Genomic DNA, 25,148 nt, shown 5'->3' on the forward strand with positions numbered 1-25,148 from the left:
CCGGTTACAAAGCGGAGCCGCAGCATGCCGCGTGAGGGTTGGTCATGACAACCCTGTGACGACGCGAAATAGCATTTTCAATGTTAGCGCTCAGCGCAAATAGCCTTTAGGAATAACGAACATGACTCACATCAATAAATCGAAATATTTTTCATTTACTGCAAAAAAATCTCTGCTGGCGTTCTACAAGAGTGCTACTTTTGCTCTTCGTAAGGACTGTCCAAAAATGTTGCAAGAAAGCGCCATGGCTGACGCAGAAATCGACTGATTCACTCTAAGGCCATTCAGCTTTTGCTGACGTTTCGACAACTCCCTTGCCTCCCCATTTGAGCTATGGAAGTGCTCGTTTGAAAGAGGTAGGCCTCATGAATAAAGTCACGTTCCCCAATGCTTGTCAGCTGATGCGCTGGTATTTCCACCCGGTGGGCTTTGAAGCCACCATGGACGCCCCCAGTAGCATGGTGGTCCGCCTGTTTGATCGGGCCAGTGGCGAGACGGTCATCGCTGTTGCCGGTCTGCGTTGCGCAACCGTCATGAACGCAACCGAGGTGGAGCTGATTATTGAGGCTATTGAGGCAGAACTGGAATCGTTCGTGCCATTGCGCGCTGTAGGGCTCTGAACAGCCTTCGCACTTCAGAAAGCAGTTGATCTGTAGGAGCGACAAAGGCTGCGATGGCGAGGCATCAGAATCAGTGCTTTCGCAGCCTTCGGCAGCTCCTACAGAAGGACACTGTCCTGGAGCGATATCTACAATCCTCCCCTACGACCGCGCAGATCCTCAAAAAACGGCTTGTCTGCCGGGATCCGGTCTGACGCCTTTGTCGTGTTCACCCCTTCCTTCGCGCTGCCATCGATATACCAATAGCAATGTCGCACTGCACGAGTGATTGCCACGTATGCCAAGCGCAAGACTTCGTCTTTTTGCGCATTGTCGAAGGCATCCGTATCCCCGGGATTACCTAACCCGGCCTGACGATAAAGCTGATTCTTGTGCGGCGAGTGAGTCAGATGCTGGCAATCACCCAGCAGGAATACTGCGTCCGCCTGCAGGCCCTTGGCGCTGTGGTAGGTCAGTTGTTTGAAGCGCCGCGATTGAGGTGGCAATGCATAATCAGCATTAACAAGCGCCTGTAACTTATCGGAAAATAAAGCTTTATCGCTGCTCTTTCGATATAGCAACAGGATCGAATCACCGTCGTTGTAATGCTCGATCAGACGCTCTGTCAGTGAATCATCATCGCGCTCCAGCACCGTGACCGGTATTAATTCCTGCGCTGCTCCGCTGGCTTTGGCTTTTTTGCCCGCAATGGCCGGTGCCGCCCGCACAATATGTTCCGCAGCATCAATGATGTGCTGATGACTGCGATAGTTATCGCTGAGCATGACCTTAGTGGTGGCGGGAGCCGGAAACTCCTTGGGAAACTCCATGAAGAACTTCGGAGAGCTGCCACGCCAACCATAGATAGACTGCCAGTCATCCCCCACACACAGCAGCGATGCGTGCTGAGCGGTGCGGCCGATATGCAGGTCGGAACCGCGACGGCGGATCTCTCGCAAACAGGCGCGGACCCAGGAAACGATCTGCGGCGAGACGTCCTGGAACTCATCGATCATCAAATGCGAGAGTGGCCTGAGCTGATGATCACCGACAAGCTTGAGGTTTTCCGGTGAGTTCTCGCCAAACAAGGCAAACATCCGGTTATAGGTCATCACCGGCGGTGTCTGGCTCAACAAGTGATTTTCAAACGCCTTCCAGAACAGGCTCAGGGCTTCAAAGAAATACCGGTCAGGATCGTTGTTGGCAAAGCTCATTTCGGCAACGGCAGCCGCAACATCAAGCCCCAGGTTTTCGATAAAGCCTGCTGCCGCGACAAAACTGTCCAGCAGTGGCGCAGCACTTAGATCGCCCTTGACCTTGTAATCGAAGCCCGGCCCGGCCACCGCTGCGCCGGACAAGGACTGCAGCACACGACCGCCCGCTTCATAGTTATCGAGCCAGATCACCGGCTTGCGACAGAAAGCTTGAAACAGTGTGCGCTTGATGACCCATTCCGCCCAGATCGGCAACTTGGCGCCAGGGCGTTTCATCTGCTGGTCTTCGGATGGATCAAACCCGAGCACCACCCAGGCGTCCAGTTCTGCCACGTAGCCATGCAGATGAAAGCCGAAGCCGTTGATCTCGACCGTTTGCCGCATCGGCTCGATGCCTTTGACGGGCCAGGCTTTTGCGCGAATCCACAGGTCTTCGATGGTGTCGCACAGCTCTTCATCACGCTTGGCCGACAACTCGGTGACCGTCACCCGCTTCTGCACATCGGGATGATCGCGCTCCAGCTCCTTGAGCTGCAGTGCCTGGCGATACAACGGCGCCATGACATCACGGAAACGCTCGTTGCTGGCGTACAGGTCGCGGTAACACAGGTTCAGTTGCTGACGCTGTGCGTCATTGATGCGTAAGTCAAAAGGATTGCTATCCGCCCCCTCCTCCAGCCCTGCTGTGGATTGAGCACCCAGATTTTCAAAAGCAGTGAGTCTCTCAAGCCCCGGCATACTTCGCACCAGCGGCAGAATCCGCGAATGGAAGGTGCGAACCACGTCCCGCGCCTGTTTCTGATCCAGATTGAGACCCCAGCAAGCAAATATCTCGACCAGCTTATTGACGAAGTCCTTGCGCGACTCACGGGTGAAAGTCACCACGGTCATGGAGTCCAGCTCGAAGCCCAAATAATGGCTGAGCAGCAAAATCCGCAATACCAATGAAGTCGACTTGCCTGCGCCTGCCCCGGCGATGACGTACGTCGATGGCGTGTCACTGAAGATCATCTTCCACTGCGCAGCACTCGGTTGCGCATGAGCGGGTAACTTCTGACTGACATCGGCTTTCATCCGCTTCTTGATGTCAGCGGTCAGCGGCAGGCGCCAGTCATCGAACAGATGGTCGTCGACTTTCGGCCCGCGATGCTCATGGGGGCGAGTATCGCGGATCACCAGAACCTTGCGGCCCTCTTCAATGCCGTCCAGATGCCCCTCGGCATAACCCTCTTCGACACCCTGCAAGTGGCCGTTGAGATAACCGTCGGCATGGCCTTGAGTCCATGACGGCAGGTGTTGCCCGCCCAGACGGTTTAGCCCTCGCCCCAACAAGCGCGAGAGCACGCGCTTGATCAATGGAAGCTGATGGGGAGGTGTGAGTTCGGGTTCGACATCGGCGGCAACATCAACAGGCAGATTGTCTGGCACGCAGGCTCCGGGGCACAGATAGGGCAAAAGTCGCCTATGGTCGCCCGATTCGTCCTTTAGCTCCAGTAAATGCTTTTCCATCAGGTAATTAGCCGATCAAGTGCAGGTCAATTGGAGAATAATGGCCCGACATAACATCGATTAAATAGATAATTAAAAGCGAGTATTTACGCTTTTTATCGATAATTATTTGATCAATCATAGCTGCCATCAACAACCTACAACGTTCAGCAGCCCGGGCTCACAATCAATGCCCGCTTCTGCACAGGAGGCCACACCATGCTGCAATTACGACCTTTCAACACTTTGGGCGGCGCCAACCACGGCTGGCTGGACGCACACCACCACTTCTCGTTCGCTGAATACTACGACCCAAAACGCATGAACTGGGGTCAGCTGCGAGTCTGGAACGATGACGTTATTCAGGCCGGGACCGGCTTCCCGAAACACCCGCACCGGGACATGGAAATCATCACTTATGTTCGTGAAGGCGCCATTACTCACGAAGACAACCTGGGCAACAAAGGGCGTACTGAGGCTGGCGACGTTCAGGTCATGAGTGCCGGGACGGGTGTGGCTCATAGTGAATACAACATGGAACCTACCGCGACCAAGATCTTCCAGATCTGGATCATGCCCAATGAAACCGGTGCAGCACCCTCTTGGGGCGCCAAACCGTTTCCAAAAGGTGATCGGGAAGGTTTCGTGACCCTGGCCAGCGGCAAGTCCGGTGATGATGTAAGCCTGCGTATCCGCGCTGATGCACGTCTGGTGGCCGCCAACCTGAAAGCCGGGGAAAGTGCCGAGTACCATATGGATGCGGGTCGACGTGCCTACCTGGTACCTGCTACCGGCAGCATTGAGGTCAACGGTCTGCAAGCGAACGCCCGAGACGGTGTTGCCGTTGAAGATGAACGCGTACTGCGGGTCACCGCCATCGAAGACAGCGAAATCGTGCTGGTCGACGTGGCTTGAACCTTGAGCAAGCGCTGCAAATGAAAAAGCCCGGACTCTCGCGAGTCCGGGCTTTTTTGCGCTGAATTGAAATAGATCACTTGTAGGAGCTGCCGAAGGCTGCGAAATCCGTCGTCCTGACACACCGCTATCGCAGCCTTCGGCAGCTCCTACAGATCATTCGTCCGTTCAATAATGAGTCTGTAAGAGAGCACGGAGAATACGCGACGCCCGCGATAACGGTGTGTCAGGCAATCGCAGCATCCACCAACACCTGAGCTTCTGCTACCAGCCGCTTGAGGTGCTCTTCACCGACGAAGCTCTCGGCGTAGATCTTGTAGATGTCCTCAGTCCCTGATGGACGAGCCGCAAACCAGCCGTTCTCCGTGATGACCTTCAGGCCGCCAATCGCCTGATTATTGCCAGGAGCATGACTGAGAACGCTTTGAATCGCCTCGCCCGCCAACTCTGTGGACTTGACCTGATCCGGCGACAGCTTGCTCAGCGCAGCTTTCTGTTCCGGACTCGCCTTGGCTTCAACCCGCGTCGAGAATGGCTCACCCAGCTCCTGAGTCAGGGACTGGTAAATTTCGCTTGGGTCTCGGCCTTTGCGAGCGGTGATTTCTGCAGCCAGCAGCGCAGGAATCAGACCGTCCTTGTCGGTGGTCCAGACGGTGCCGTCCTTACGCAGGAACGATGCACCTGCACTCTCTTCCCCGCCAAAACCCAGCGAGCCATCAAACAGGCCATCAGCGAAGAACTTGAAGCCCACTGGCACTTCGTACAGACGACGACCCAGGCGGGCCGTGACCCGATCGATCATACCGCTGCTGACCACGGTTTTACCAACCGCCGCATCCGCACGCCAATCCGGACGATTCTGGAACAAGTAATCGATGGAAACAGCCAGATAGTTGTTCGGGGCCAGCAGCCCGCCGCTTGGGGTCACGATGCCGTGGCGATCGTGGTCAGGGTCGCAGGCAAACGCGACCTGATACTTGTCTTTCAGGCCGATCAGGCCCTGCATGGCAAAGTTGGACGACGGATCCATACGAATGCGGCCGTCCCAGTCAACGCTCATGAAGCGGAACGTCGGGTCGACGAACTGATTGACGACGTCCAGATTCAGACCGTAATGCTCACCGATTGCCGACCAGTAACGAACCCCGGCACCACCCAGCGGATCAACGCCAAGGCGCAGACCTGCATTGCGGATGGCGTCCATGTCGATGACGTTTTTCAGGTCAGCAACATAGGTGTTGAGGTAATCATGACGATGAGTCGTGTCGGCACGCAGCGCTCGTTCATGAGTGATGCGGCTGACGCCCTTGATCTTTTCAGCCAGCAGTTCATTGGCCTTGGCTTCAATCCACTTGGTGATGTGGCTGTCTGCCGGGCCACCGTTAGGCGGGTTGTACTTGAAGCCACCGCTTTCCGGCGGGTTGTGCGACGGCGTGATGACAATGCCGTCGGCCAGGCCGGATGTGCGGCCACGGTTGTAGCAAATGATCGCGTGGGAAACAGCCGGTGTCGGGGTGTATTCATCACCTTCGGAAATCATTACCTGCACGCCATTGGCGGCAAGGACTTCCAGGGCGCTGGCAGCGGCCGGCGTGGACAAGGCGTGGGTATCGGCGCCCAGGAACAGCGGGCCATCGATGCCATTAGCCTGACGGTACAGGCAAATCGCCTGACTGATGGCCAGAACGTGCCATTCGTTGAAGCTGAGTTCAAACGAGCTGCCACGGTGGCCGGAAGTACCAAACGCCACGCGCTGGGTCGAAATCGACGCATCAGGCTGGCCGGTGTAATAAGCGGTAACCAGTCGCGGAATATCGACCAGCAACTGAGGCGGTGCCAGCTTGCCGGCGAAGGGACTGAGACTCATACAACCTCCATGAAAAAACAGAATAGAAATAAAGCTGGCTGCTGTACGGCAAACAAAAAATGATCAGCGGCGCGGCAGTTTACTGGCAGTTTGACCTCGCTGCTTGGCTATCGATCCCTAAGTCTTTGAGCAATCAAAGCTGCCACCAGCGAGGGAGTAACTGACGGACTTTGGGCTCGGCAAATCGATCATCAATCAGCATGACCACACCCCGGTCCTGCTGCCCACGAATCACCCGCCCCGCCGCCTGCACAACCTTTTGCACACCCGGAAAAAGGTAGGTGTAATCGTAGCCCGCACCGAACAACACAGCCATACGTTGTTTGAGCTGCTCATTGACCGGGTTGAGTTGAGCCAGGCCTAGCGTGGCAATGAATGCGCCGATCAGTCGCGCGCCCGGCAAATCGATACCTTCACCAAACGCGCCGCCCAGTACAGCGAAGCCTATCCCCTGGCTTTCAAGGGTAAAACGATCAAGAAAGCCCTGACGCTCACTTTCACTCATCCCACGCGCCTGCTGCCAGAGCGGGATGTGCGGATGGCTTTGCTGCATCAAGTCCGCGACTTGCTGCTGATAATCAAAACTGCTGAAAAACGCCAGGTAGTTGCCCGGCCGAGCCTGAAACTGTTCAGCCAGCAGTTCCACGATCGGCGCCAGTGACGCCTGGCGATGGGTGAACCGCGTGGAAATCCGGCTGATGATCTGCACGTCCAGTTGTTCCCGACTGAACGGCGACTCCACATCAATCCACGCCGTATCAGCGGGCAGCCCCAACAGATCGGCGTAATAGTGACGAGGGCTCAGGGTGGCCGAGAATAAAACGCTGCTGCGTGCGGCCGTCAGCCTCGGTCGAATGAACCGGGCTGGCACCACGTTACGCAGGCACAATCTGGAGTAGCTGCGCTTGCTGCTTAGCGCCCTTTTACTGATATCGAATACAAAGTGCTCGTCGAACAACTCGGCGATACGCACAAACGCGATCACCTCGAAATAAAAGCTTTGCAGCCCGCCGTTCAGCGCCTGGGGGTGATCATTGAAATAATCTCCCATGGCAGACACGCAGAGGTTCAGGGCCTGCAGAAATTTGCCAGGGGTTTCGGGGTAAGCCTGATAAGAGGCAAGTTGTTCTTTATGCAGCGCGTTCCACTCACGATTCAGCCGCTGCAGGGTTTTCTGTAACGCCTCAGGCGCTGTCTGACGCAATGCGTTCAAGTTCTGCTGATCAAGACTGGCGCTGTACATCTGCCGCGCACGCTCGACCATGTTGTGGGCTTCATCCACCAGCACGGCCACGCGCCATTGATTGAACTGACTGAGCCCGAACAACAATCCGCTGAGATCGAAATAGTAGTTGTAGTCAGCAATCACCACGTCGGCCCAGCGCGCTATTTCCTGGCTGAGGTAGTACGGGCAGACCTCATGCGCCAGTGCCACTTCACGCATTCCGGCCTGATCCAGCCAGGGCGCGGCCAGCGCAGCACTGCGCGCAGCCGGCAAACGGTCATAAAACCCTTTGGCCAGCGGGCAGGAATCGCCATTGCAGGCCTTATCCGGATGCTCGCAAGCCTTGTCCCGGGCGACCAGCTCCAGCACACGCAGTTTCAGCTCTGGTGCACTGGTCCGAATCACCGTCAACGCATCCAGTGCCAGCTTGCGACCCGGCGTTTTCGCCGTCAGGAAGAACACTTTGTCCAGCTTCTGCGTCGGCGCGGCCTTGAGCATCGGAAACAATGTGCCAATGGTTTTACCAATGCCGGTGGGCGCCTGCGCCATCAGACAACGTCCGGTACTGACCGCTTTGTAAACCGATTCCGCCAGATGACGCTGGCCGGTACGAAAACTTGCATGGGGGAACTTCAGTTGGCTCAGTTGCTGATTACGCTCACCAGCGTGCGCGAGTTCCTGCTCAGCCCATTGCAGAAATATGGCGCAGTGCTGCTGAAAAAACGTCTGTAGGGTCAACGCAGAGAAGCGCTCTCGAATCAGCGTTTGCTGCTCGGTGACAATGTTGAAATACACCAGCGCCAGATTCACCTCATCCAGCTGCAATTGCTGACAAAGCAGCCAGCCGTAGACCTTCACCTGTGCCCAGTGCAACTGCCGATGGTTATCCGGCATCGCTGACAACTCACCGCGGTAGGTCTTGATCTCCTCCAATTGGTTCAGAGCAGGGTCGTAACCATCTGCCCTGCCGCGGATCTTCAGTTGCTGATACTCCCCTGACAGCGAAACTTCGGTTTGATAACCGGGGCTGCGTCGCGCCGCCACAGTGCGATGCCCGGCGATGCCTTCCTGGGCCGTAGGTGATGGCGTAAAGCGCAGATCGAGATCACCTGCCTTGGCGGTGAACTCGCACAGTGCACGAACAGCCACAAGGTAACGAGCTTGATCAGTGGGGTCAGGAGCGAGCGAGCGGAGCTCTTCAGCGCTGACCTCGGGCTTTATTTCGGAACTGCTGGATAAAGAAATGACGGTCACAACCTGAGATGCCGGTACTGGATGGGCATACAGATAACAGCACCGGTCATATCTGGCAAATACAAATGGATCAATGGGCCGCTCTACCTCAGCGGCACAGGACTGTCGTGAAGCAAACATGTGTCCGGCAGTTCCCACAGGGAATGCATTTCAATCCGGGCTCGATAAGGGCGACCGTCAACGCCCGGAAAGCACCTCGACAATATTGCCCCCCGTTTGCGGATCAATCGTCATGACTCGTTTTTTGTCAGGATCGGATGCGCGCACCCGGGCAATGATCGACGTCGGATCACTGAAGTCCACCCGTTTTTTCCGATAAAGGCTCTGCAGGCCTTCAAGAGTCAACCCGCTTATATCGCCAAGCCATTGCAGAACCTGATCAGGCGCGGCCAAGCCCTGCAAGGCCTTATGCAAATCCGGCAGAGCCACCAGCATGCCCGGATGAAGACGCCGCAGGAAAGCTTCGAGATCCCGACCTTCGTTGATGAACGGGGAAAACAACAGGCAGATCAATTGTGCTTCGCTCACGCCGAAGCCTTCCTGAGCAAAGGCCGAGGCCAGCTCGCGACGCGAGGCAATCTCCTCCTCGCTGGCATATGCGTTCATGGCCTGATCGATCAAGCGTTGAGGCATGTGTTTACGACGCATCATGGCTTTAGCCAACTGCAGATACTCGGCAATCCCTTCGGCGTAACTGCGGCCTTGGACGTATTGCACTTTCAACCCGCGCATATGCGCCATCAACAGCGGGTTGGCACAATCGGACTCGCTGAAACCGAACGCCAGCTCATCGAAACGAAACTCCAGGAATTCAGTCAGCAACTTCCAGTGTTCTTCTGCGTTGCTGGCGATCAGGTCACTGATGGCAATGAATGCCGGAGCGGCGGCTTTATTCGCAACACTGACAGGCGCAATCAACGGCTCCGCAGATTCGTCATTCGCCCCATAAAGTTCCTGATGGTAGGACTGGCTGATATTTCCGATGATACTCAGCATCGCGCTGAAGTTCTGGTTGCCCCAATCGGTAAAGCGGTACGCCGTACGTGGCGCAAGTCGCATGACCCATGTGACATATTGCTTCTGCTCCTTGCGTGAGTCGCCACTCACGACGGCATCTACACCGCTGCCCCAGGTAGTCGCCAGCTCAAAGAACTCAGCGATGCCCAGATAACAGCTGTTGCAGAATGTCGTGCGCCCGTCACCGGCAGAAACGTGACCACTGACCAGCATGTCGGAGCGATTTTGCTCGCGCCCGACATGGGACATCGGCTGACCCGGCTCGAATATCCTGACGGCCTGATGATCGACCTCCAGCAGTTCCACACGAGGGTCGTCATGCAGAAACAGTGCGGCGTACGTGCGCTGGATGTTCTCCATGACCGCCGGGGTCATGCCCGCGTGACGCATGTTGGCAATACGCAGATGAAAAGTCGCGGGGGCACGCCCAGCGATGCTCAACTGGGCGGCCCGCAGCAATGCGACCGTGTAAGCGCTGTCCTTGCCGCCACTGAAGGGCACCAGCACCTTGAAATCGGAAATACGTTCGATACCGCCCGCCGCAACGATCAGACGCTGTATCAGTAGCTGCAATGCAGTGCGCTCTGATCGTCGAAAATAACCCAGCAGGCGTTGCAGCACTTGCTGATAGACGTAGTTCATTGCCTGTTCGTGAATAGAACTCATGCTGTCTCACTCCTGTGTTTTCCCCAACGAGGCGCGTTGCAAGAAAGGAGTTCTGAATCAGAAAGCACCACAAAATTATAATTGACCATGACTCATTCCCTGAGTGGTAAGCACCCAACTATTATCGATATTAATTTAACAATTACAAGATCAGGGACGGGAATAATATTGCGAGGCAAGTACGTTTAAGTTTGCAGCTATTAAACACTTTAGTTTAATTTAATGTTTATAAAAGCCCCACTGGCCGGCCGCTTCTGATAAGGACTTGCGCAAGGCGTGCGTGCTGCAACGCTATCCCTGAGGCCGAGAGTTCATTAGCGGATGAGGTAAATCAGGCACAACATGTGTCGGCTTCGAGAACAAATTCGCCCCGACAGCGAGCCGGATTTCAGTTCAGGCATTTGCGGTTACTCAAGATATCTGGATTCGCCTGCATCAATATACGCCCATTATTAAACACATTAACGCCTATAAGCATTAGTGCATTCACATCGAGGACGAGCATGCGACAGCGAGGCAAAAAGCTCGCTGTTTAATAGTTGCTTGTTCAGACAGACAATAGGTAGCCGGATGTTTAAAAACATCCCGACACTATACCGTTACGGACTAAACCAAATACCCCACAGCAAAATGCCCTCCAGAGCGGAAGGCATTTTAAGAGGTGCAGCGCTGAATCTGATCAAGCCTGAGGCTCTTCAACCTCGAGCACTGCACGGCCACCAATCGGGCAACCATCCATGTAACGGTGCGCCTGAACCACGTCGCTGAAGGCGAAAACCCGTGTCTTGAGGGGTTCCAGCACCCGATCGGCAGTCAGTTGATTGATGTCACGCAGCGCACGTTGCAGCGCTGCGTCATCCTGAGTAATACCCAGTTCCGGCTTGCCCGTGAAATTGCCCAGGCAGTGGACGAAGAACTGAATGTTCTTCTGGAACGCCGCACAGGCCGGGAATGGCGTCTGATTACCACCTTGCAGGCCATACAACACGAGGCTGCCACGTGGTGCCAGAACATCACCCATGATCGACATCTGTGGCCCCCCCAAACCGTCGAGCACCACATCGACACCGCGATTGTCCGTGTACTTGTTGACGGCCATCAGCAGGTCCTGCTCTTCGGTCACCACTACTTTGTCGGCACCCAGCGACAGCAGATAGTCGCGAGCGTCGTCGGTTTTCGTGACCGCGATCACCTTCAACCCCAACGCTTTGCCCAACTGCACAAACGAGGGCCCTGAACAATGGCTAGCATCTGTGACCAAAGCAGTTTGTCCCGGTTTGATTCGCGCCAGATCAACATAGGCAAAGTACGCAACCAACAACGGCGTGTAGTGAACGCTGGCCTCAACCGGAGTCAGCACATCGGGATAGCGCGTCAATGACGTGCGCGGGATGACGATAAGTTCGCCATACACCGGGTGCTGATTCGGATCGGCTGACGGAAAGCTGGCGACCTTGTCACCCACCTTCAGGTCATCAACACCTTCGCCAACCGCGGTGACAACACCGGCCATTTCGTGACCGAGGCCCGCGGGAAGCCGTGCTTGAGAAGGTGCCAGATTTTGCCGCCAAAGCACGTCGTACCAGCTGATACCGATCGCCTGGACACGTACCTGTACCTCACCGGGTGCTGGCAACGCGACCGGATGCTCTTCTACCCTGAGCACCTCGGCTGGACCAAACTGATGAAAACGAATCGTGCGGGACATTTCGAACCTCGCCTAGAAAACCTTAATGCCATGAACTCTATCCGGGCTCTGCCGGTAACACTATCAGTGGCTATTAATAGTCGACATGTCTGTCATCGATTGTCATAGGTTTCGCAGGGATATTCCCAGGCCAATCGTCAAACGCTCATGCATTCATGGGCCGCCATTGTTGGCATGTCAGCCTGACAATGCAACCCGCAGCGTCGCCGGGCGTCTGGCACAGCGTAAAATTTATGAATGCGCAAAGGTAGCGTTTGCTCGTACTATTCACGCCCGAGGGGTGTAGGAATTGTCGCTAAACCTCCGACACAGTGCTGTCGTCTGGAGAAGATTAGTCTTTTGGCGTGCACCAGCATTGAGGTCGCGATAGCGGTTTATCTGACACACAGCGTCGCTGTCGTCATCACCTCCGCATCCGTACGGAAATACCAGCACCATATTTTGTTGAGGAAAGGTCGCCGCTGGAATGTCAGCTTGATCCATCCGGCTTCACCAAACAGCTACAAACGTCAGCTGTTTGCATACCATCGCATTGATAAACGGCCCGAGATATCCCGCCATGAATCGCAACGACCTGCGTCGCGTTGACCTCAATTTGCTCATCGTTTTCGAAACCCTGATGCATGAGCGCAGTGTTACGCGGGCGGCCGAGAAGCTGTTTCTCGGGCAACCGGCTATCAGTGCAGCCCTGTCGCGGCTGCGTGGTTTGTTTGACGACCCATTGTTTGTGCGTACCGGACGCAGCATGGAGCCCACGGCAAGAGCGACCGAGATTTTCGCCCTGCTCTCGCCGGCTCTGGATTCTATTTCCACCGCCGTTAGCCGCGCTTCGGAGTTTGACCCGGCGACCAGCACCGCCGTATTTCGAATTGGTCTGTCAGACGATGTTGAATTCGCTCTGCTGCCGTCCCTGCTCAAACGCCTGCGCTCGGAATCACCGGGCATCGTTCTGGTCATCCGCCGGGTTAACTACATCCTGATGCCTGCACTGTTGGCGTCCGGCGAGATATCCATCGGAGTCAGCTACACCAGTGACCTGCCAGCCAACGCCAAACGCAAGGTCCTGCGCCGCAGCAAACCCATGCTGCTACGCGCCGACACCATGCCCGGCGCATTAAGCCTCGAAGACTTCTGCTCCCGCCCCCACGCACTGGTTTCCTTTGCCGGCGACTTGAGTGGCTTTATCGACGAACACCTCGAGAAGATTGGCTGTAAACGCCACGTCGTCCTCGCGGTACCGCAGTTCAACGGGCTGGCAACGCTGCTTGCCGGAACCGACATCATCGCCACAGTGCCGGACTACGCCGCGGCCGTGCTGGCCGCTGCCGGTGGCGTAAGGGCCGAGGCATTGCCCATTGAAAGCCAGACTTTCGAACTGCACATGGCCTGGCGTGGGTCGCAGGATAACGATCCGGGTGAGCGATGGTTGAGGTCGCGGATTCAGATGTTTTTTGGCGACCCTGAGAGTCTTTAGGTTTCGTCAGGCAGGCAGTTCGGCTAATCATTTCTGCCTTTCCACAAACCATGGAGCTCCATTCACTTCCAGTGGATTGCTACATTGGGGGCACATCTGAGGGCATGCTTTGGATGGTTTGAAAAGGATGCCCCCAACCTAAGGTTCGACAGCCCCTTCTCGGAAAAGTCATACGCTACTGCTCGCAACCACCATCGCACGAACTGTTTTGATCAGTAGCAATAGAGTGTAGGCTCTACTCTACTAGTCTCGATGTCTGTTCTAAACCGATTGTCGTAAGCAGTGATGGCAGCTTTGGGTCGACATGAGTCAGTCGCCGTAGATGGCAGTCTAGCGATGCCGTTCAGTCGGCACAGGCAATGAGCGCGGAAATAATCCAGAGCTAAGTTAGAGCTGCTTCCAGAGCATACTGATCCACGATGTCGCCAGACTCGAAAATTCCTGTCTCTACGATTTTTTCTAGAGCATTTTCGATGTCCTGAAAACCCAATCTGACATTTTTACACACTCTGGCCCGTTAGCGGCCGTACCGAGTGACATTTGCACACGATCAAAGCGGAATACTTTGGGCCATAACCCATTGAAACTACTTGTTATAGTCATGGAATTGAAACAGTCAACTGTAACAAGTCCATGAGTTCGAATCCCACCGCCTCATCCGTATTTGATACGACAAAGCCATGATTATTCAGGGCTTTGTCGTTTGTGAGGTAAGCGATTGTAATCGCGGATTTCGTAAATCCTTTCCGCATGATTTGTTCGGCTTCCGCAACCAAAACTAACAACCGTGTCTACAGGATCGCTCGGTTGATCTTAATTGGAGGGTCGAATTTAACCGATTGGCATATCACGCCATAGACCCGACGGAACGAATACGATGCCGCTGATTAAAAGTCTGGCGGTGCGCATCAACCCGCAGCCCGCTATTTTCCCATCCTTTAACCGTACTTCAACAGTAAACTCGCCCGTCGGGTGTTCGATCGACAAGCGCTTCATATCACCTTCCTCCACAACTGCCATGCCCTCCGCAACACTGCCTTCAATTAGGCTGGCAGCAGCTACACTGACGGCGCCAAACACACCAATGCTGGTGTGGCATCGATGGGGAATGAAACTGCGTGTGCTGATGGCCCCACCTATTTGCGGTGGTGCAATCAAGCACATCTTCGGCACGTTGCGCTGGCTCACATCTCCCAAGTTCATACGTCGCCCCGCTTGCAGTCGAATGGACTCCAGACGCTGTTTCAGTGAAGCATTGACGTCGAGTTGCGCAGGACTCTCATAGCCACTGCAACCAAGCTCTTGCGCGTTGATCAGCACTACGGGCATGCCGTTATCGATGCAGGTCACTTCAACGCCGTCGATCACGTCCCGGGCGCTGCCGGTCGGCAACAGGGCGCCGCAACTGGCGCCAGCGATATCCTTGAATTCGACAATCAATGGTGCGGCCTGTCCTGGCACGCCGTCGATACACGCGTCGCCGTCATAGCGCACCTCACCATCAGAGGTTGGTACATGGGCGATGGCGATCTGTCCGGTGTTTTCCATGTAGATCCGCACTGGGGTTACGTCGGCTATCGCCGCCACCAACCCGCGCTCGATGGCGAACGGGCCGACACCGGCGAGGATGTTTCCGCAGTTCTGACCGTAATCGATGCGCGGCTCATCCACCAGCACCTGGGCGAAAAGGTAATCGACATCTGCACCCGCGCGGCTTGACGGTCTGATGATCGCCACTTTGCTGGTCAGTGAATCACCACCGCCAATGCCGTCGATCTGCCGCGCATCCGGCGAGCCCATCACCGCCAGCAACACGCGGTCTCGCAGCGCAGGCTCTTGCGGTAAATCGTCGGCCAGAAAGTAAGCGCCTTTCGACGTACCGCCGCGCATCAACAGACAGGGAATGCGGGTCTGCGCCATGCTCAGTCTCCCAGCTCTTCAAGATTGTCGACGTAACGCAAACCCTTTTCCGCCAAGCGCGCGCGCATGTTGTAGATGTCCAGACCCAGTTCGCCCTTGGCCAAGCGCAATGCCTTCTGTTCCTCCAGGTCGGCCCGGGCGCGACTGGCTTCGACGACTTGCTGCAGCTCGGTACGTCGCACGATCACAACACCATCGTCATCCGCAACCACCACATCACCCGGGTGCACCAGTTGCCCGCCGCACACCAGCGGCAGGTTGACCGAGCCCAGGGTTTCTTTGATTGTGCCTTGGGGGCTGATGGCGCGGGACCAGACCGGGAAGCCCATTTCGCGCAGGGTGTGGGTGTCGCGCACGCCCGCATCAATTACCAGCGCCCGAACGCCGTGAGCCTTGAGCGAGGTGGCCAAAAGGTCGCCGAAGTAGCCGTCGGTGCAAGGTGAACTCGGTGCAACCACCAGAATATCACCGGGCCGACATTGTTCGACGGCCACATGGAACATCCAGTTGTCGCCCGGAGCGACGAGTACCGTGATGGCTGAACCACTGATTACCGAGCCTTGTTGAATTGGTCTGATCGAAGCCGCGAACAGTCCTTTGCGGCCTTGTGCTTCATGAATAGTCGCCACCCCGAAGCGATTCAACTCATCGACCAGCGCCGCTTCGGCCCGCTGAATATTGCGCACGACAACGCCAGTCTTGCCGATATGTTCGCTCATCCCAGATTCTCCGTGACACGCGGGAAAATACTCTGATAACCCTCGCCATAGACGATGTTGCGGGTTGAGGTGATCCCGACATTACGTTTGGCTTGCACACCGCGTTGCAGGGCAACGCGCGTGTAGTACTCCCACAAATGTTCCTGACCGGCCATGCACTGGATGGCCGCGTACTTCTTGTCCCAGACCTCCGTGATGTCGAGCAATACATCGGGGCGCCATTCGCATTGCTCGGGCTGGTGCGGCTCGAAACTGTAGACCGGCGGTGCGCCGACGATTTTCTCACCCGGTTTATAGCCTTCGGCCTGGGCGATGATGCGCGCCTCCTGCGTCAGGTTCATGGCCAGCGGGTGATCGTAGTTGTACGGGTCCTTGAGCGAGTGACTGAGGACGAACTCCGGCTGCACCCGGCGGAACACATCGGCAAGGCGGAACAAGGTTTCCTTGTCGGCGCGCATCGGGTAATCGCCGATATCGAAGAACTCGACACTGGCCCCGAGAATATCGGCGGCGGCCTGAGCCTCTTCGCGACGTGCGGCTTTGACCTTGTCTTCGCTCATCTCGCCCTTGCGCCACAGCTTGGCGGATTCGCCGCGCTCACCGAACGACAGGCAGACAATGTGAACGTGGTAACCCTGCTGGGCATGCAGAGCGATGGCGCCACCGGCACGCCAGACAAAATCGGCTGAGTGGGCGCTGACGACCAGCGCGTTTTTGGTTGAATCGATCATTGCGGATTCTCCTCTTGCGTTGCGAAAGAGCATCGCATCGCACCCCGCCGACGGAGTAATGCGTTCGAGTTTTCGAGGTATGCGTTTTTTTTATTGCCACTCAAACATGCCGGCGGCATAGTCGCCTGAACCGCCGATCCGCAGAGTCCTCGCCCGATGGAAAACCCCGAACTGCCAAATCTGATGCACGTGCGTGCCTTCGTCCGCGTAGCTGATCACGGCAGCGTCTCCAAGGCGTCAGTGGCGCTGTACCGAGCGCAATCAGTGGTCACCCGCTCCATATCGGAATTTGAAGCCCGCCTGGGCGTGACGCTGTTCGAGCGCCACGCCAACGGTATGCGTCTGACCAATTTCGGAGAGCGTTTGCTGCCCCGAGCGCGACGGGTGCTGGCGGAGCTTGGGAGCGTGCCGACATTGCTCGGCCTAGGCGAAAAAGCCGCGATTGAACCGCTTTATCTGTTCCAGGCGCGACGCCTGCAAGTGTTCGTCAAACTCTGTGAAACCCAGCACATGCAGACAGTGGCCAACCTGCTGGGGCTGAGTCAGCCTGCGGTCAGTTCGACGCTGAAAGTCCTCGAAAACGGCTGCGGCCAATCGCTGTTCGAGCGCACGCCGCGCGGTTTGCAACCGACCCGCGCGAGCCATGACATCCTGTTTGCAATCCGCCGTGCTCTGAACGAATTGCGCCATATCGACACCGACATCACCGCCCTTCGCGGCGCCTTGCACGGTGTTGTGCACGTCGGTGCCCTGCCCCTCGGCCGCACGCGCATCCTGCCCGAGGCCATCGTGCGCCTGATGGCAGAGCATCCCGGCATTCAAGTGATTACCAATGAAAGTCCCTTCGACCTGCTGGCGACCGAGTTGCGTGCCGGAGATGTGGATTTCATTTTGGGTGCGCTGCGTTCATCGACCTATGCCAGCGACCTAGTCGGCGAGTCACTGCTGACGGAAGAAATGGTCGTGCTTGCGCGGCGTGATCATCCGCTCTGCGGCAACGGCGATTTGCAGAATCTTCTGGGCAACGCGCGCTGGGTATTGCCTCGCGCCGGCTCACCGGCGCGGACGATGCTCGAGGAATGCTTCGCCGGTTTCGGCATTCCTGCGCCTTCACCGGTAGTGGAAAGCGCCGACATGGCAATCATTCGCGGACTGTTGTTACGCTCGGACATGCTCGCGGCCGTGTCAGCGCATCAACTGGAACAGGAAATTGCTAGCGGCGAGTTGTGCATTTTGCCGCTGGAATTGAAACAGACTGCCAGAGCCATTGGCCTGACCTACCGCAGCGGCTGCCTGCACTCACCGGTCGCGCAGGCGTTGATGGAAATGATCCGCCGGGTGATCCAGGCACAGGCCGCTGAGGCGCTTAAAGCAGGTTCAACGGATAGCTGATGATCAAGCGATTCTCGTCGAACTCATTGCTGCTGTAATCGCGGCGAATGCTCGAGTTGCGCCAGCGCAGGTTGAGGTTCTTCAACGCACCGCTTTGCAGTGTGTAGCCCAACTCGGATTCGCGCCCCCATTCCTTACCGTCGGTGACGGCCCCGCTGTGCACATCGTCGCCGCTGATGTAACGGTTCATCAGGGTCAGACCGGGCACGCCAAGGACGGCGAAGTTGTAGTCATGGCGCAGTTGCCAGGATTTCTCCCGCGCATTGTCGTAACTGTTGTTGTAGCTGTCGTTGGCCAGCGTTCCGCCGCTGGTGCCGTTGACTCTCATCCAGGCATCGTAGCCGCTGAGCTTTTGCAAACCGAGGTAAAACGTGGTGCCGCCGTAGCGTGCCGACAGCAATGCCGAGAACGTACGGTTGTCCAGATCGCCTGCGCGGGCACTGCCATCCTCGCGCCCCCAGAAGTAGCCAAGATTGGCGCCCAGCGTCCAGTCACCCAGTGGTTGGCTATGAACCAATTGCAGATATTGTTGCTGGTAGATGTCCTTTAGCTGAGCATTCCACACGCCGATCATCGTGCGTTTTTCGTTGAACGCGTATTCGCCGCCGACGAAGTTGAAACGGTCAGAGGTAAACGCGGTTTTGCCCTGCATGAACATGTCTTCCATGCTTGAATCGTTGCGCGGACTGTTCTGCCGGAACTGACCGCCATACAAGGTCAACCCGGCGATATCCTGAGAAGTGACCTGCCCGCCACGAAAGGTTTGTGGCAACGAGCGACCGTCGTCGGAACGCAATATCGGCAACACTGGCATCCACTCGCCGAGCTTGATTTCGGTCTTGCCGACTTTCATTTTCCCGGCGACAGCCAGGCGACCAAATTGATCGGCAGGTCGGCCATCACTGTCCAGCGGCAGCAACTGCGTGCCACCCGTGCCTTGACCGCCATCAAGTTTCAGCGAATACAGGCCCAGCACATCCACACCGAAGCCGACTGTGCCCTGGGTGAATCCGGAGCGGAAGTCGAGAATGAAATTCTGCGTCCATTCCTCGGCTTTGCCCTGCGTATTGGCCGGGTTGGTGAAGTTGCGATTGATGTAGAAGTTGCGCAGGTTGAGATTGGCGCTGGCGTCTTCCACAAAGCCTGCGGCGCTCGCCTCGACAGGCAGAGCACAAACGGCGGACAGCGTGAAGACTACGCGTGTATTGGCGGTGATTTTCATTGTTATTGTTATCCATTTTTTTGGGATGAAGCAGTCCGCTACGCCCGCATGAGCCGGGCGCAGTGAAGTCATTCAAGGGTGTTGCGAAGCGGCCCGGAGCGAGCCGCCGATGACGCCGTGTCGTTAGCGTGGGGTCTTGCCCGCTACCGAATAGAGCACCTGCTGATTACGGGTTTTCATGAATTCCTCAAGACTTTGTCCGCGCATTGCCGCGTAGATCTGCAGATTCGGCACCCCGACCACGGCAGCGAGTTTTTCCAGCACGAAAAAAATCGCCCCGTAGTGAATCAATCCGCGCCAGTCGCGGCGGCGCAGCAAATCCCGCTCTTCATCACTCAGTCCTGCTTCATCGAACAGCGCCTCGGGTTGGTCAAGGAAACGCTGACGCCAGTGCGGCTCGATCATGCGATGCAAAAACTTGTTCAACCGATAGCCCTTGGCGCTGCGTTCCAGGGTGAACGGATAGGTGCCTTCGAGCTTCTCGATACCCGCCAACTGATGCTGCATGTGCTGCAAGTGCCGCGCAATGACGTCGACGGGAACGGGTCGATCCTGGTTTTCCAGCAGCAATGTGGCAATGCCGGTCATCGACGGCAGGTAGTAATCCTGGTGCAGGTTTTTCACCGTTGCCGACAGCGCGCCGCGCATGATCAGCCAGGTGATCACTTCCGAACCTTCCATGCCTCCCAGCGCGGCGTACTCGGCATGGGTCATTTCGGTCAGGCGCTCGGGATCATTGACCAACAGATCAATGAACTGCTGGTCCCACTCCGGGTTGTTGAAACCACAGCGTTCGCCGTGCACCTGGTGGGAAACGCCGCCGGTCGCGACGATGGCCACTTTCAAGTCCTCGGGGTAGCTTTCAATCGCCCGGCGCAGCGCCTGGCCCAACTTGTAGCAGCGCCGCGCACTCGGAACCGGGAACTGCAACACGCCAACCTGCAGCGGCACGATCTCCACCGGCCAGTCCGGCTCGCACGGCAACAGCGCCGACATCGGCGAGAAGAAGCCATGATCGAGCGGCTTGTCGCGGAAGAAGCTCATGTCGAATTCATCCGCCACCAGGCTCTCGCCGATGTGCCGCGACAGCGCCGCATGGCCAGCGATCCCCGGCAACTCGCGTGGATTACCGCCCTCATCGGCGACTTCGTAACGCTCATCGACACCGAGGGAAAATGCACCATAGTGATCAAAGAAAAACGACGTCACGTGGTCATTGAAGATATAGAACAGCACATCCGGCTGCTGCTCCTTTAGCCACACCTTGATCGGCTCGAAGCCACGGAAGATCGGCGCCCAGGCGGCCTCATGCTGCTTGTCGTGATCAACCGCAAAGCCGATGGTCGGGGTGTGAGATACAGCAAGGCCACCAATGATGCGTGCCATAACGAGTTCCTTTGTCGAAAAAGATTAATGCGTCAGCAAGGCCCGATTGACTCGGCGCCGTGCATGACCGTTGGCCAGGATCGCCAGTGCAGCGATAAAGGCAGGCACGCTCAACAGGGCAAACAGCAGCGGCAACCCCAGCCCAAGGCTGAGCACCGCGCCACCGATGAGTGAACCAAAGATAGCCCCGAAGCGGCCGATACCCAGCATCCAGCTGACGCCGGTGGCGCGGCAATCTGTCGGGTAGTACCCCGGCGCGAAAGCATTGAGGCCGGTTTGCGCCCCACTCATGCAGAAACCTGCTGCCACCACGCCGAACGCCAGCAGACTGGATTCGAGGCTGAAGGCGCCCAGCAGCAGAATGAAAGCGCCACCCAGTGCGTAGGACGTGGCAATTACCGCGTTCGGATTACGCCGGTCCATCGCCCAACCAACCACGATGGCGCCGACGGTACCGCCAATCTGAAACAGGCCGGTGATGGTCGCGGCTCGTTCGATGGACAGCCCACCTTCACGCAGCAGGGTCGGCATCCAACCCATGGTCAGGTAGATCACCAGCAACCCCATGAAGTAAGTCGCCCACAAAGCGAGCGTGCCGAAGCGATAGTTTTCGGTGAACAACAAGCGCATCGGAGTCTTTTGCTGGGTTTGAGGCTCGGCGATGACGAACTTCGTCGCTGCGCTAAACGTGCCGCCAAGCTTGTTCAGCACCTTGGCGATCTGGCCGGCAGGCGCATTGCGCGCAGCAAGAAAACGAGCGGACTCAGGCAACAGCAGCCACATCAATGGCAGCAGCAGCAACGGCAGAATTCCGCCGGCGAGCAACACCGACTGCCAGCCGTAATGGGGAATCAACCACGCGGCGAGAAATCCGCCCAATCCCGACCCCATGTTGAATCCGGTGAACATGATCGTGATGAACAGTGACCGATTGCGCTCCGGCAAGTATTCGGACAACAGCGTCGTGGTGTTGGGCAAAGCCGCGCCCAGCGCCACACCAGTCATCAAACGCAGAGTGGCCAACTCATAAGGGTTGCGAGCGAACGCACAAGCCAGGCTCAACACGCTGAATCCGGTCACCGCCGTAAGCAATATCTTTTTACGGCCGAGTCGGTCAGCGTAAGGGCCGGCGGTCAGGGCGCCGATCGCGAGTCCCACCATGCCGGCGCTCATCACCGGGCCGAACGCCGCTTTTGACAATCCCCACTCTTGAATCAGCGAGGGGGCAATAAACCCCATCACCGCGACGTCGAAGCCATCGAAAAGCACTATGAAAAAACATAAACCCATAATCAGCCACTGGTACGGCACCACTTTTCGGTTGTCGATCCACGCTTTGATATCGATCGTTTCACTACTCATGCTCTCACCTTCTTATTTTTGTAGAAGTCCCGACGGACAAGGCCTGTAATTGGACCGTCCACGCTAAACGATGGAGGTGACTGTAAAGCCGCAGGTATACCGCCCGCCTCTGGGAAATTATTAACCGGGTATCGATTTTTCTTATCGGGGAGTCAACAGAGATAAACAGAGCGTGGTAGAGAGGGGGGTGATGATTGCGGCACGAGCAGCCGCTAGTAGGAGATGCAACGTCAATAGCTGCTCCGTATTCGGTATACGAAGCAGCTCAAAACTAAAGCAATTTATTGTGCGGCCTTGATCGCCGCCAGCAACTGCCTGCCAGCCTTAGCAGCATCGGCTGACTTGTCATTCATGAAGTGTGTCACGACATCGAACACAGCGCCCTGCACCGCCTGGGAAGTCGACATGTTGAATGCCATGCTCGGAGCGAGTGAACCAGTCTTCTCAGCAGCAGCGAAATCCTTTGCAGAGGCTTGCGCACAGCTATCGAATCGACTCATGTCCAAACCCTTTATGACGGGTATTGATCCCTTGTTTTGATTGAAAACATATTGAAACGAAGGCTCCAGCGCTACTTTGGCCAGGTCGTTGCGGGCTGCAATATTGCCAGGGCTGTCATTCTTCGAGGCTAGTTTGAACATCGCCAGTGAATCAATGGTATAGCTGTAAGCACCCTGTGAGCCGGGAAATGGAACGCAAATGTAATCTGTATCGGGAAGCTTGCCCGCCGCGCTCCACTCACTTTTCGCCCAGTCCCCCATGATTTGCATGCCAGCTTTGCCATTGATGACCTTGGCTGTTTCCAGATTCCAGTCTTGACCGTTACCATCGGGATCCAGATAACTCTGGATTCTTCGCAGCGCATTAAATACTTCAATCATTTTCGGCCCGGTGAAAACACTGTCGTCGACATCAATAAAGGCCTTCTTGAAACCATCAACGCCCATCACGCTCAAAACGAGGTTTTCGAAGATTGTCGTGTCCTGCCAGGCCTGACCGCCATGTGCGATAGCGATGAACCCTGCCGCCTTGAGCTTATCCCCAGCGGCATAAAGCTCATCAAGTGTGGTCGGCACATCGAATATGCCCGCCTGCTTCAGGACGACAGGGTTAAGCCAAAGCCAATTGATGCGATGAATATTCACCGGTACCGCAACGTAATGTCCCTCGTACTTCATCATTTGGGCGACGGACTCGGGAAGCAGGCTGTCCCAGTTATTCGCCTTGGCGACGTCGTCAATGCTGGCAAGAAGATCGAGGCGACCCCATTCCTGAATATCTGGCGCTTTTATCTGCGCGGCGGTGGGAGGATTGCCCGATACAGCACGGGTTTTCAGCACAGTCATGGCCGCACTGCCTCCGCCGCCGGCGACTGCACTGTCCTGCCAAGTGAATCCATCTTTCTCGATGATTTTTTTCAGAACTTCCACCGACTTGGCCTCGCCCCCGGAGGTCCAATAGTGAACAACTTCAACACTTCCCTTGGTTTCAGCGGCCTGAATCACAAGAGGAAATAAAGCGGCAAGAGAAACCATGGCTGCAAGGCGGTTCATTAAATTCATTTCAGTACCTTATTGTTTTTTTATCGAGGTAGTGGGCTATTCGCTCAGTCTCACGCAATCATTCGAGCCCCAGACCGGCACGTCCGAGCGCGTTCAGACGCTCCAAGGTGAAACGACCTTCCCAAGTTGTTTCATAGTCTTCCCGAGGAAAATCGTCGGGTGATGCACCCTTCGCGAATGCCCTGAACACATCTTTGGCGTAACGCAGGTTTTTTTGACACATAGGTGCGGCCGGAACGTACATGACATTGCCCCAGCCTTGTTGATTTGCCACGGGCGCGACACTGTGAATTACATCGCAATGCCACCACACCGAATCGCCCGCACGGACATCCGGAATCGGACTCAGCCCTTCGAATAGCAGTGGATGCCATTGTCGGGACACCGGAAGTACCTTTCCGGGCGCAACCCCGCACAGCTCATCCTCAGGTACATCGTCCAGCAGTGGCCGCAGCAGCATGTAAGCCATCGCCTTGGGGATCGGCAAGGTATGTAGTACCCCCTGATCGGCGTTCATATCCGATAACGCGGTCCAGCCTTGAAACGTGCGGAACGCAGAGCACTTGACCGTATCTTTGTAGGCGTACTCATCGACTTCAGTACGGAAGGCTGCGTCCCAAGGGTCGTAGGCGCTGAAATCATTGCTGTAAATTCTGTCGAATACCTTGAGGTAGGCTGGGTGCAGCCATCGCTCCAAGGCGCCCGAGTCGGTGTGTGGTCCGAGACCTTTTGAATGTGTTCCCGGAGGCCGACGCCGTACCCGATCCGGGTATAGGGCATTGATGTCAGGGTTGAACCATTGCTGCCCTTGAGAATGGATCTTCCAAAGACGATTCAGAAAAGATTGTGCGGCCCCCATACGCTCATCCTGACGCAACTGCATCTGCGACTCCGACCAATAGATCGGAAAAATTTCTGGACGCGATGCCTCCAGGCTTCCGAAAAACTGGTCCGCTGGACCACGATAAATTGCATCGAAGTGATTGCGGTCAAGGTAATCCAAAAGCCTCTCGTCCCACCCCAAAACCTGGTCTCGAGGAAAATGGTTTCTGAGCACGACGCAACCACGCCGCTTGATTAGCGCCAACTGGTCCGCACTCACTTTCCCGACCGCGATATCCTCGAACTCAAGGATCGGCCAAGCCGAACCGGTTAGCGCCTCCTGCGCCTTGATTGAGTCGATTTCAGCAACGATGAATTCGCTAACTTGTTCAAACAAAGATTCAACGTCGCCGATCTGCGCGCGCAAGGCGCGCTTCATTTTGACGATGCTGTCTCGATAATCTTGCGGAAGCGTTTCGCTTTCGAAGGCACGGTATTTACTCATGGGAACTACCTGCTGTTTTTGTTATTCATGCAGGTATGGAACCACTTTTAAATAAGCACACGGCAGCCTCATTTGAAGCGTCGACTAGTACGATAATGGC

18 protein-coding genes are annotated in these 25,148 nt (G+C 56.3%); 5 read left to right on the forward strand and 13 right to left on the reverse strand.

What is annotated here, in order from left to right; genetic code table 11:
- The first annotated feature begins 121 nt into the window (after positions 1 to 121).
- Positions 122 to 268, forward strand: coding sequence for a hypothetical protein (locus ABRP31_RS15190; RefSeq protein ID WP_158099086.1), 147 nt, complete (start codon positions 122 to 124; stop codon positions 266 to 268).
- Between the two features lie 79 nt (positions 269 to 347).
- Positions 348 to 620, forward strand: a complete 273-nt coding sequence (locus tag ABRP31_RS15195) for a DUF1652 domain-containing protein (RefSeq protein WP_158099085.1) — start codon at positions 348 to 350, stop codon at positions 618 to 620.
- A gap of 128 nt (positions 621 to 748) precedes the next feature.
- On the opposite strand, the gene ABRP31_RS15200 is transcribed toward ABRP31_RS15195, so the two are convergent.
- Positions 749 to 3,241: a UvrD-helicase domain-containing protein gene (locus tag ABRP31_RS15200; protein WP_349969126.1), complete on the reverse strand. Its 2,493-nt coding sequence runs from the start codon at positions 3,239 to 3,241 to the stop codon at positions 749 to 751.
- A 279-nt stretch (positions 3,242 to 3,520) separates the two neighbouring features.
- Between ABRP31_RS15200 and ABRP31_RS15205 the strand changes: the two genes are divergently transcribed.
- Positions 3,521 to 4,216: a pirin family protein gene (locus ABRP31_RS15205; protein WP_087264148.1), complete on the forward strand. Its 696-nt coding sequence runs from the start codon at positions 3,521 to 3,523 to the stop codon at positions 4,214 to 4,216.
- A gap of 226 nt (positions 4,217 to 4,442) precedes the next feature.
- On the opposite strand, the gene pgm is transcribed toward ABRP31_RS15205, so the two are convergent.
- The 4 genes from pgm to ABRP31_RS15225 form a co-directional block, all read right to left on the reverse strand.
- Positions 4,443 to 6,083 (reverse strand): phosphoglucomutase (alpha-D-glucose-1,6-bisphosphate-dependent), encoded by a 1,641-nt coding sequence (gene pgm / locus ABRP31_RS15210; RefSeq protein ID WP_349969127.1) that lies wholly within the window; start codon positions 6,081 to 6,083, stop codon positions 4,443 to 4,445.
- 133 nt (positions 6,084 to 6,216) lie between these two features.
- Positions 6,217 to 8,529 carry an ATP-dependent DNA helicase gene (locus tag ABRP31_RS15215; RefSeq protein WP_349969573.1) on the reverse strand — a complete coding sequence of 771 codons (2,313 nt, stop codon included), beginning with the start codon at positions 8,527 to 8,529 and terminating at the stop codon, positions 6,217 to 6,219.
- Positions 8,530 to 8,739: 210 nt separating this feature from the next.
- Complete coding sequence (locus ABRP31_RS15220) at positions 8,740 to 10,245, reverse strand: hypothetical protein (RefSeq protein WP_349969129.1); 1,506 nt, start codon at positions 10,243 to 10,245, stop codon at positions 8,740 to 8,742.
- 679 nt (positions 10,246 to 10,924) lie between these two features.
- Entirely contained in the window at positions 10,925 to 11,953 is a 1,029-nt protein-coding gene (locus ABRP31_RS15225; protein WP_349969131.1) for a zinc-dependent alcohol dehydrogenase family protein, read from the reverse strand.
- Between the two features lie 559 nt (positions 11,954 to 12,512).
- Between ABRP31_RS15225 and ABRP31_RS15230 the strand changes: the two genes are divergently transcribed.
- Positions 12,513 to 13,427, forward strand: a complete 915-nt coding sequence (locus ABRP31_RS15230) for a LysR family transcriptional regulator (RefSeq protein WP_349969132.1) — start codon at positions 12,513 to 12,515, stop codon at positions 13,425 to 13,427.
- 831 nt (positions 13,428 to 14,258) lie between these two features.
- Here the strand turns inward: ABRP31_RS15230 and ABRP31_RS15235 are convergent.
- The 3 genes from ABRP31_RS15235 to galB are packed head-to-tail and all read right to left on the reverse strand — an operon-like array spanning position 14,259 to position 16,797.
- On the reverse strand, positions 14,259 to 15,347 hold the full coding sequence (locus tag ABRP31_RS15235; protein WP_349969133.1) for a 4-oxalomesaconate tautomerase: 1,089 nt from the start codon (positions 15,345 to 15,347) through the stop codon (positions 14,259 to 14,261).
- Positions 15,348 to 15,349: 2 nt separating this feature from the next.
- Positions 15,350 to 16,066 carry a 4-carboxy-4-hydroxy-2-oxoadipate aldolase/oxaloacetate decarboxylase gene (locus ABRP31_RS15240; RefSeq protein ID WP_098479577.1) on the reverse strand — a complete coding sequence of 239 codons (717 nt, stop codon included), beginning with the start codon at positions 16,064 to 16,066 and terminating at the stop codon, positions 15,350 to 15,352.
- The gene (galB, locus tag ABRP31_RS15245) at positions 16,063 to 16,797 is read right to left on the reverse strand and encodes a 4-oxalmesaconate hydratase (protein WP_041064224.1); all 735 of its coding nucleotides are present in this window, start codon (positions 16,795 to 16,797) and stop codon (positions 16,063 to 16,065) included. Before galB ends, ABRP31_RS15240 begins: the two co-directional genes overlap by 4 nt.
- 156 nt (positions 16,798 to 16,953) lie before the next feature.
- Between galB and ABRP31_RS15250 the strand changes: the two genes are divergently transcribed.
- Positions 16,954 to 18,189, forward strand: coding sequence for a LysR family transcriptional regulator (locus ABRP31_RS15250; RefSeq protein WP_349969136.1), 1,236 nt, complete (start codon positions 16,954 to 16,956; stop codon positions 18,187 to 18,189).
- Here ABRP31_RS15250 and ABRP31_RS15255 read toward each other — a convergent pair.
- The 5 genes from ABRP31_RS15255 to ABRP31_RS15275 form a co-directional block, all read right to left on the reverse strand.
- Positions 18,164 to 19,411, reverse strand: a complete 1,248-nt coding sequence (locus tag ABRP31_RS15255; RefSeq protein WP_349969139.1) for an OprD family porin — start codon at positions 19,409 to 19,411, stop codon at positions 18,164 to 18,166. The two genes, ABRP31_RS15250 and ABRP31_RS15255, sit on opposite strands and share 26 nt — an antisense overlap.
- Positions 19,412 to 19,534: 123 nt before the next feature.
- Positions 19,535 to 20,797: a gallate dioxygenase gene (locus ABRP31_RS15260; RefSeq protein WP_349969141.1), complete on the reverse strand. Its 1,263-nt coding sequence runs from the start codon at positions 20,795 to 20,797 to the stop codon at positions 19,535 to 19,537.
- 24 nt (positions 20,798 to 20,821) lie between these two features.
- Complete coding sequence (locus ABRP31_RS15265; protein ID WP_349969143.1) at positions 20,822 to 22,159, reverse strand: aromatic acid/H+ symport family MFS transporter; 1,338 nt, start codon at positions 22,157 to 22,159, stop codon at positions 20,822 to 20,824.
- A 281-nt stretch (positions 22,160 to 22,440) separates the two neighbouring features.
- The gene (locus ABRP31_RS15270) at positions 22,441 to 23,721 is read right to left on the reverse strand and encodes an ABC transporter substrate-binding protein (RefSeq protein ID WP_349969145.1); all 1,281 of its coding nucleotides are present in this window, start codon (positions 23,719 to 23,721) and stop codon (positions 22,441 to 22,443) included.
- Positions 23,722 to 23,779: 58 nt separating this feature from the next.
- Positions 23,780 to 25,048 (reverse strand): DUF1479 domain-containing protein, encoded by a 1,269-nt coding sequence (locus tag ABRP31_RS15275; RefSeq protein WP_349969147.1) that lies wholly within the window; start codon positions 25,046 to 25,048, stop codon positions 23,780 to 23,782.
- Between the last annotated feature and the right edge of the window lie 100 nt (positions 25,049 to 25,148).

The sequence above is a fragment of the Pseudomonas caspiana genome, assembly GCF_040224095.2.
Classification (GTDB): Bacteria; Pseudomonadota; Gammaproteobacteria; order Pseudomonadales; family Pseudomonadaceae; genus Aquipseudomonas; species Aquipseudomonas caspiana.

Coding starts and splice junctions, on each gene's coding strand:
- ABRP31_RS15190 (WP_158099086.1), top strand. CDS start 122: ATGACTCACATCAATAAATCGAAATATTTTTCATTTACTGCAAAAAAA.
- ABRP31_RS15250 (WP_349969136.1), top strand. CDS start 16,954: ATGGAAAACCCCGAACTGCCAAATCTGATGCACGTGCGTGCCTTCGTC.
- galB (WP_041064224.1), bottom strand. CDS start 16,797: ATGATCGATTCAACCAAAAACGCGCTGGTCGTCAGCGCCCACTCAGCC.
- ABRP31_RS15225 (WP_349969131.1), bottom strand. CDS start 11,953: ATGTCCCGCACGATTCGTTTTCATCAGTTTGGTCCAGCCGAGGTGCTC.
- ABRP31_RS15230 (WP_349969132.1), top strand. CDS start 12,513: ATGAATCGCAACGACCTGCGTCGCGTTGACCTCAATTTGCTCATCGTT.
- ABRP31_RS15235 (WP_349969133.1), bottom strand. CDS start 15,347: ATGGCGCAGACCCGCATTCCCTGTCTGTTGATGCGCGGCGGTACGTCG.
- ABRP31_RS15260 (WP_349969141.1), bottom strand. CDS start 20,797: ATGGCACGCATCATTGGTGGCCTTGCTGTATCTCACACCCCGACCATC.
- ABRP31_RS15265 (WP_349969143.1), bottom strand. CDS start 22,159: ATGAGTAGTGAAACGATCGATATCAAAGCGTGGATCGACAACCGAAAA.
- ABRP31_RS15220 (WP_349969129.1), bottom strand. CDS start 10,245: ATGAGTTCTATTCACGAACAGGCAATGAACTACGTCTATCAGCAAGTG.
- ABRP31_RS15255 (WP_349969139.1), bottom strand. CDS start 19,411: ATGAAAATCACCGCCAATACACGCGTAGTCTTCACGCTGTCCGCCGTT.
- ABRP31_RS15275 (WP_349969147.1), bottom strand. CDS start 25,048: ATGAGTAAATACCGTGCCTTCGAAAGCGAAACGCTTCCGCAAGATTAT.
- ABRP31_RS15205 (WP_087264148.1), top strand. CDS start 3,521: ATGCTGCAATTACGACCTTTCAACACTTTGGGCGGCGCCAACCACGGC.
- ABRP31_RS15270 (WP_349969145.1), bottom strand. CDS start 23,721: ATGAATTTAATGAACCGCCTTGCAGCCATGGTTTCTCTTGCCGCTTTA.
- pgm (WP_349969127.1), bottom strand. CDS start 6,083: ATGAGTCTCAGTCCCTTCGCCGGCAAGCTGGCACCGCCTCAGTTGCTG.
- ABRP31_RS15240 (WP_098479577.1), bottom strand. CDS start 16,066: ATGAGCGAACATATCGGCAAGACTGGCGTTGTCGTGCGCAATATTCAG.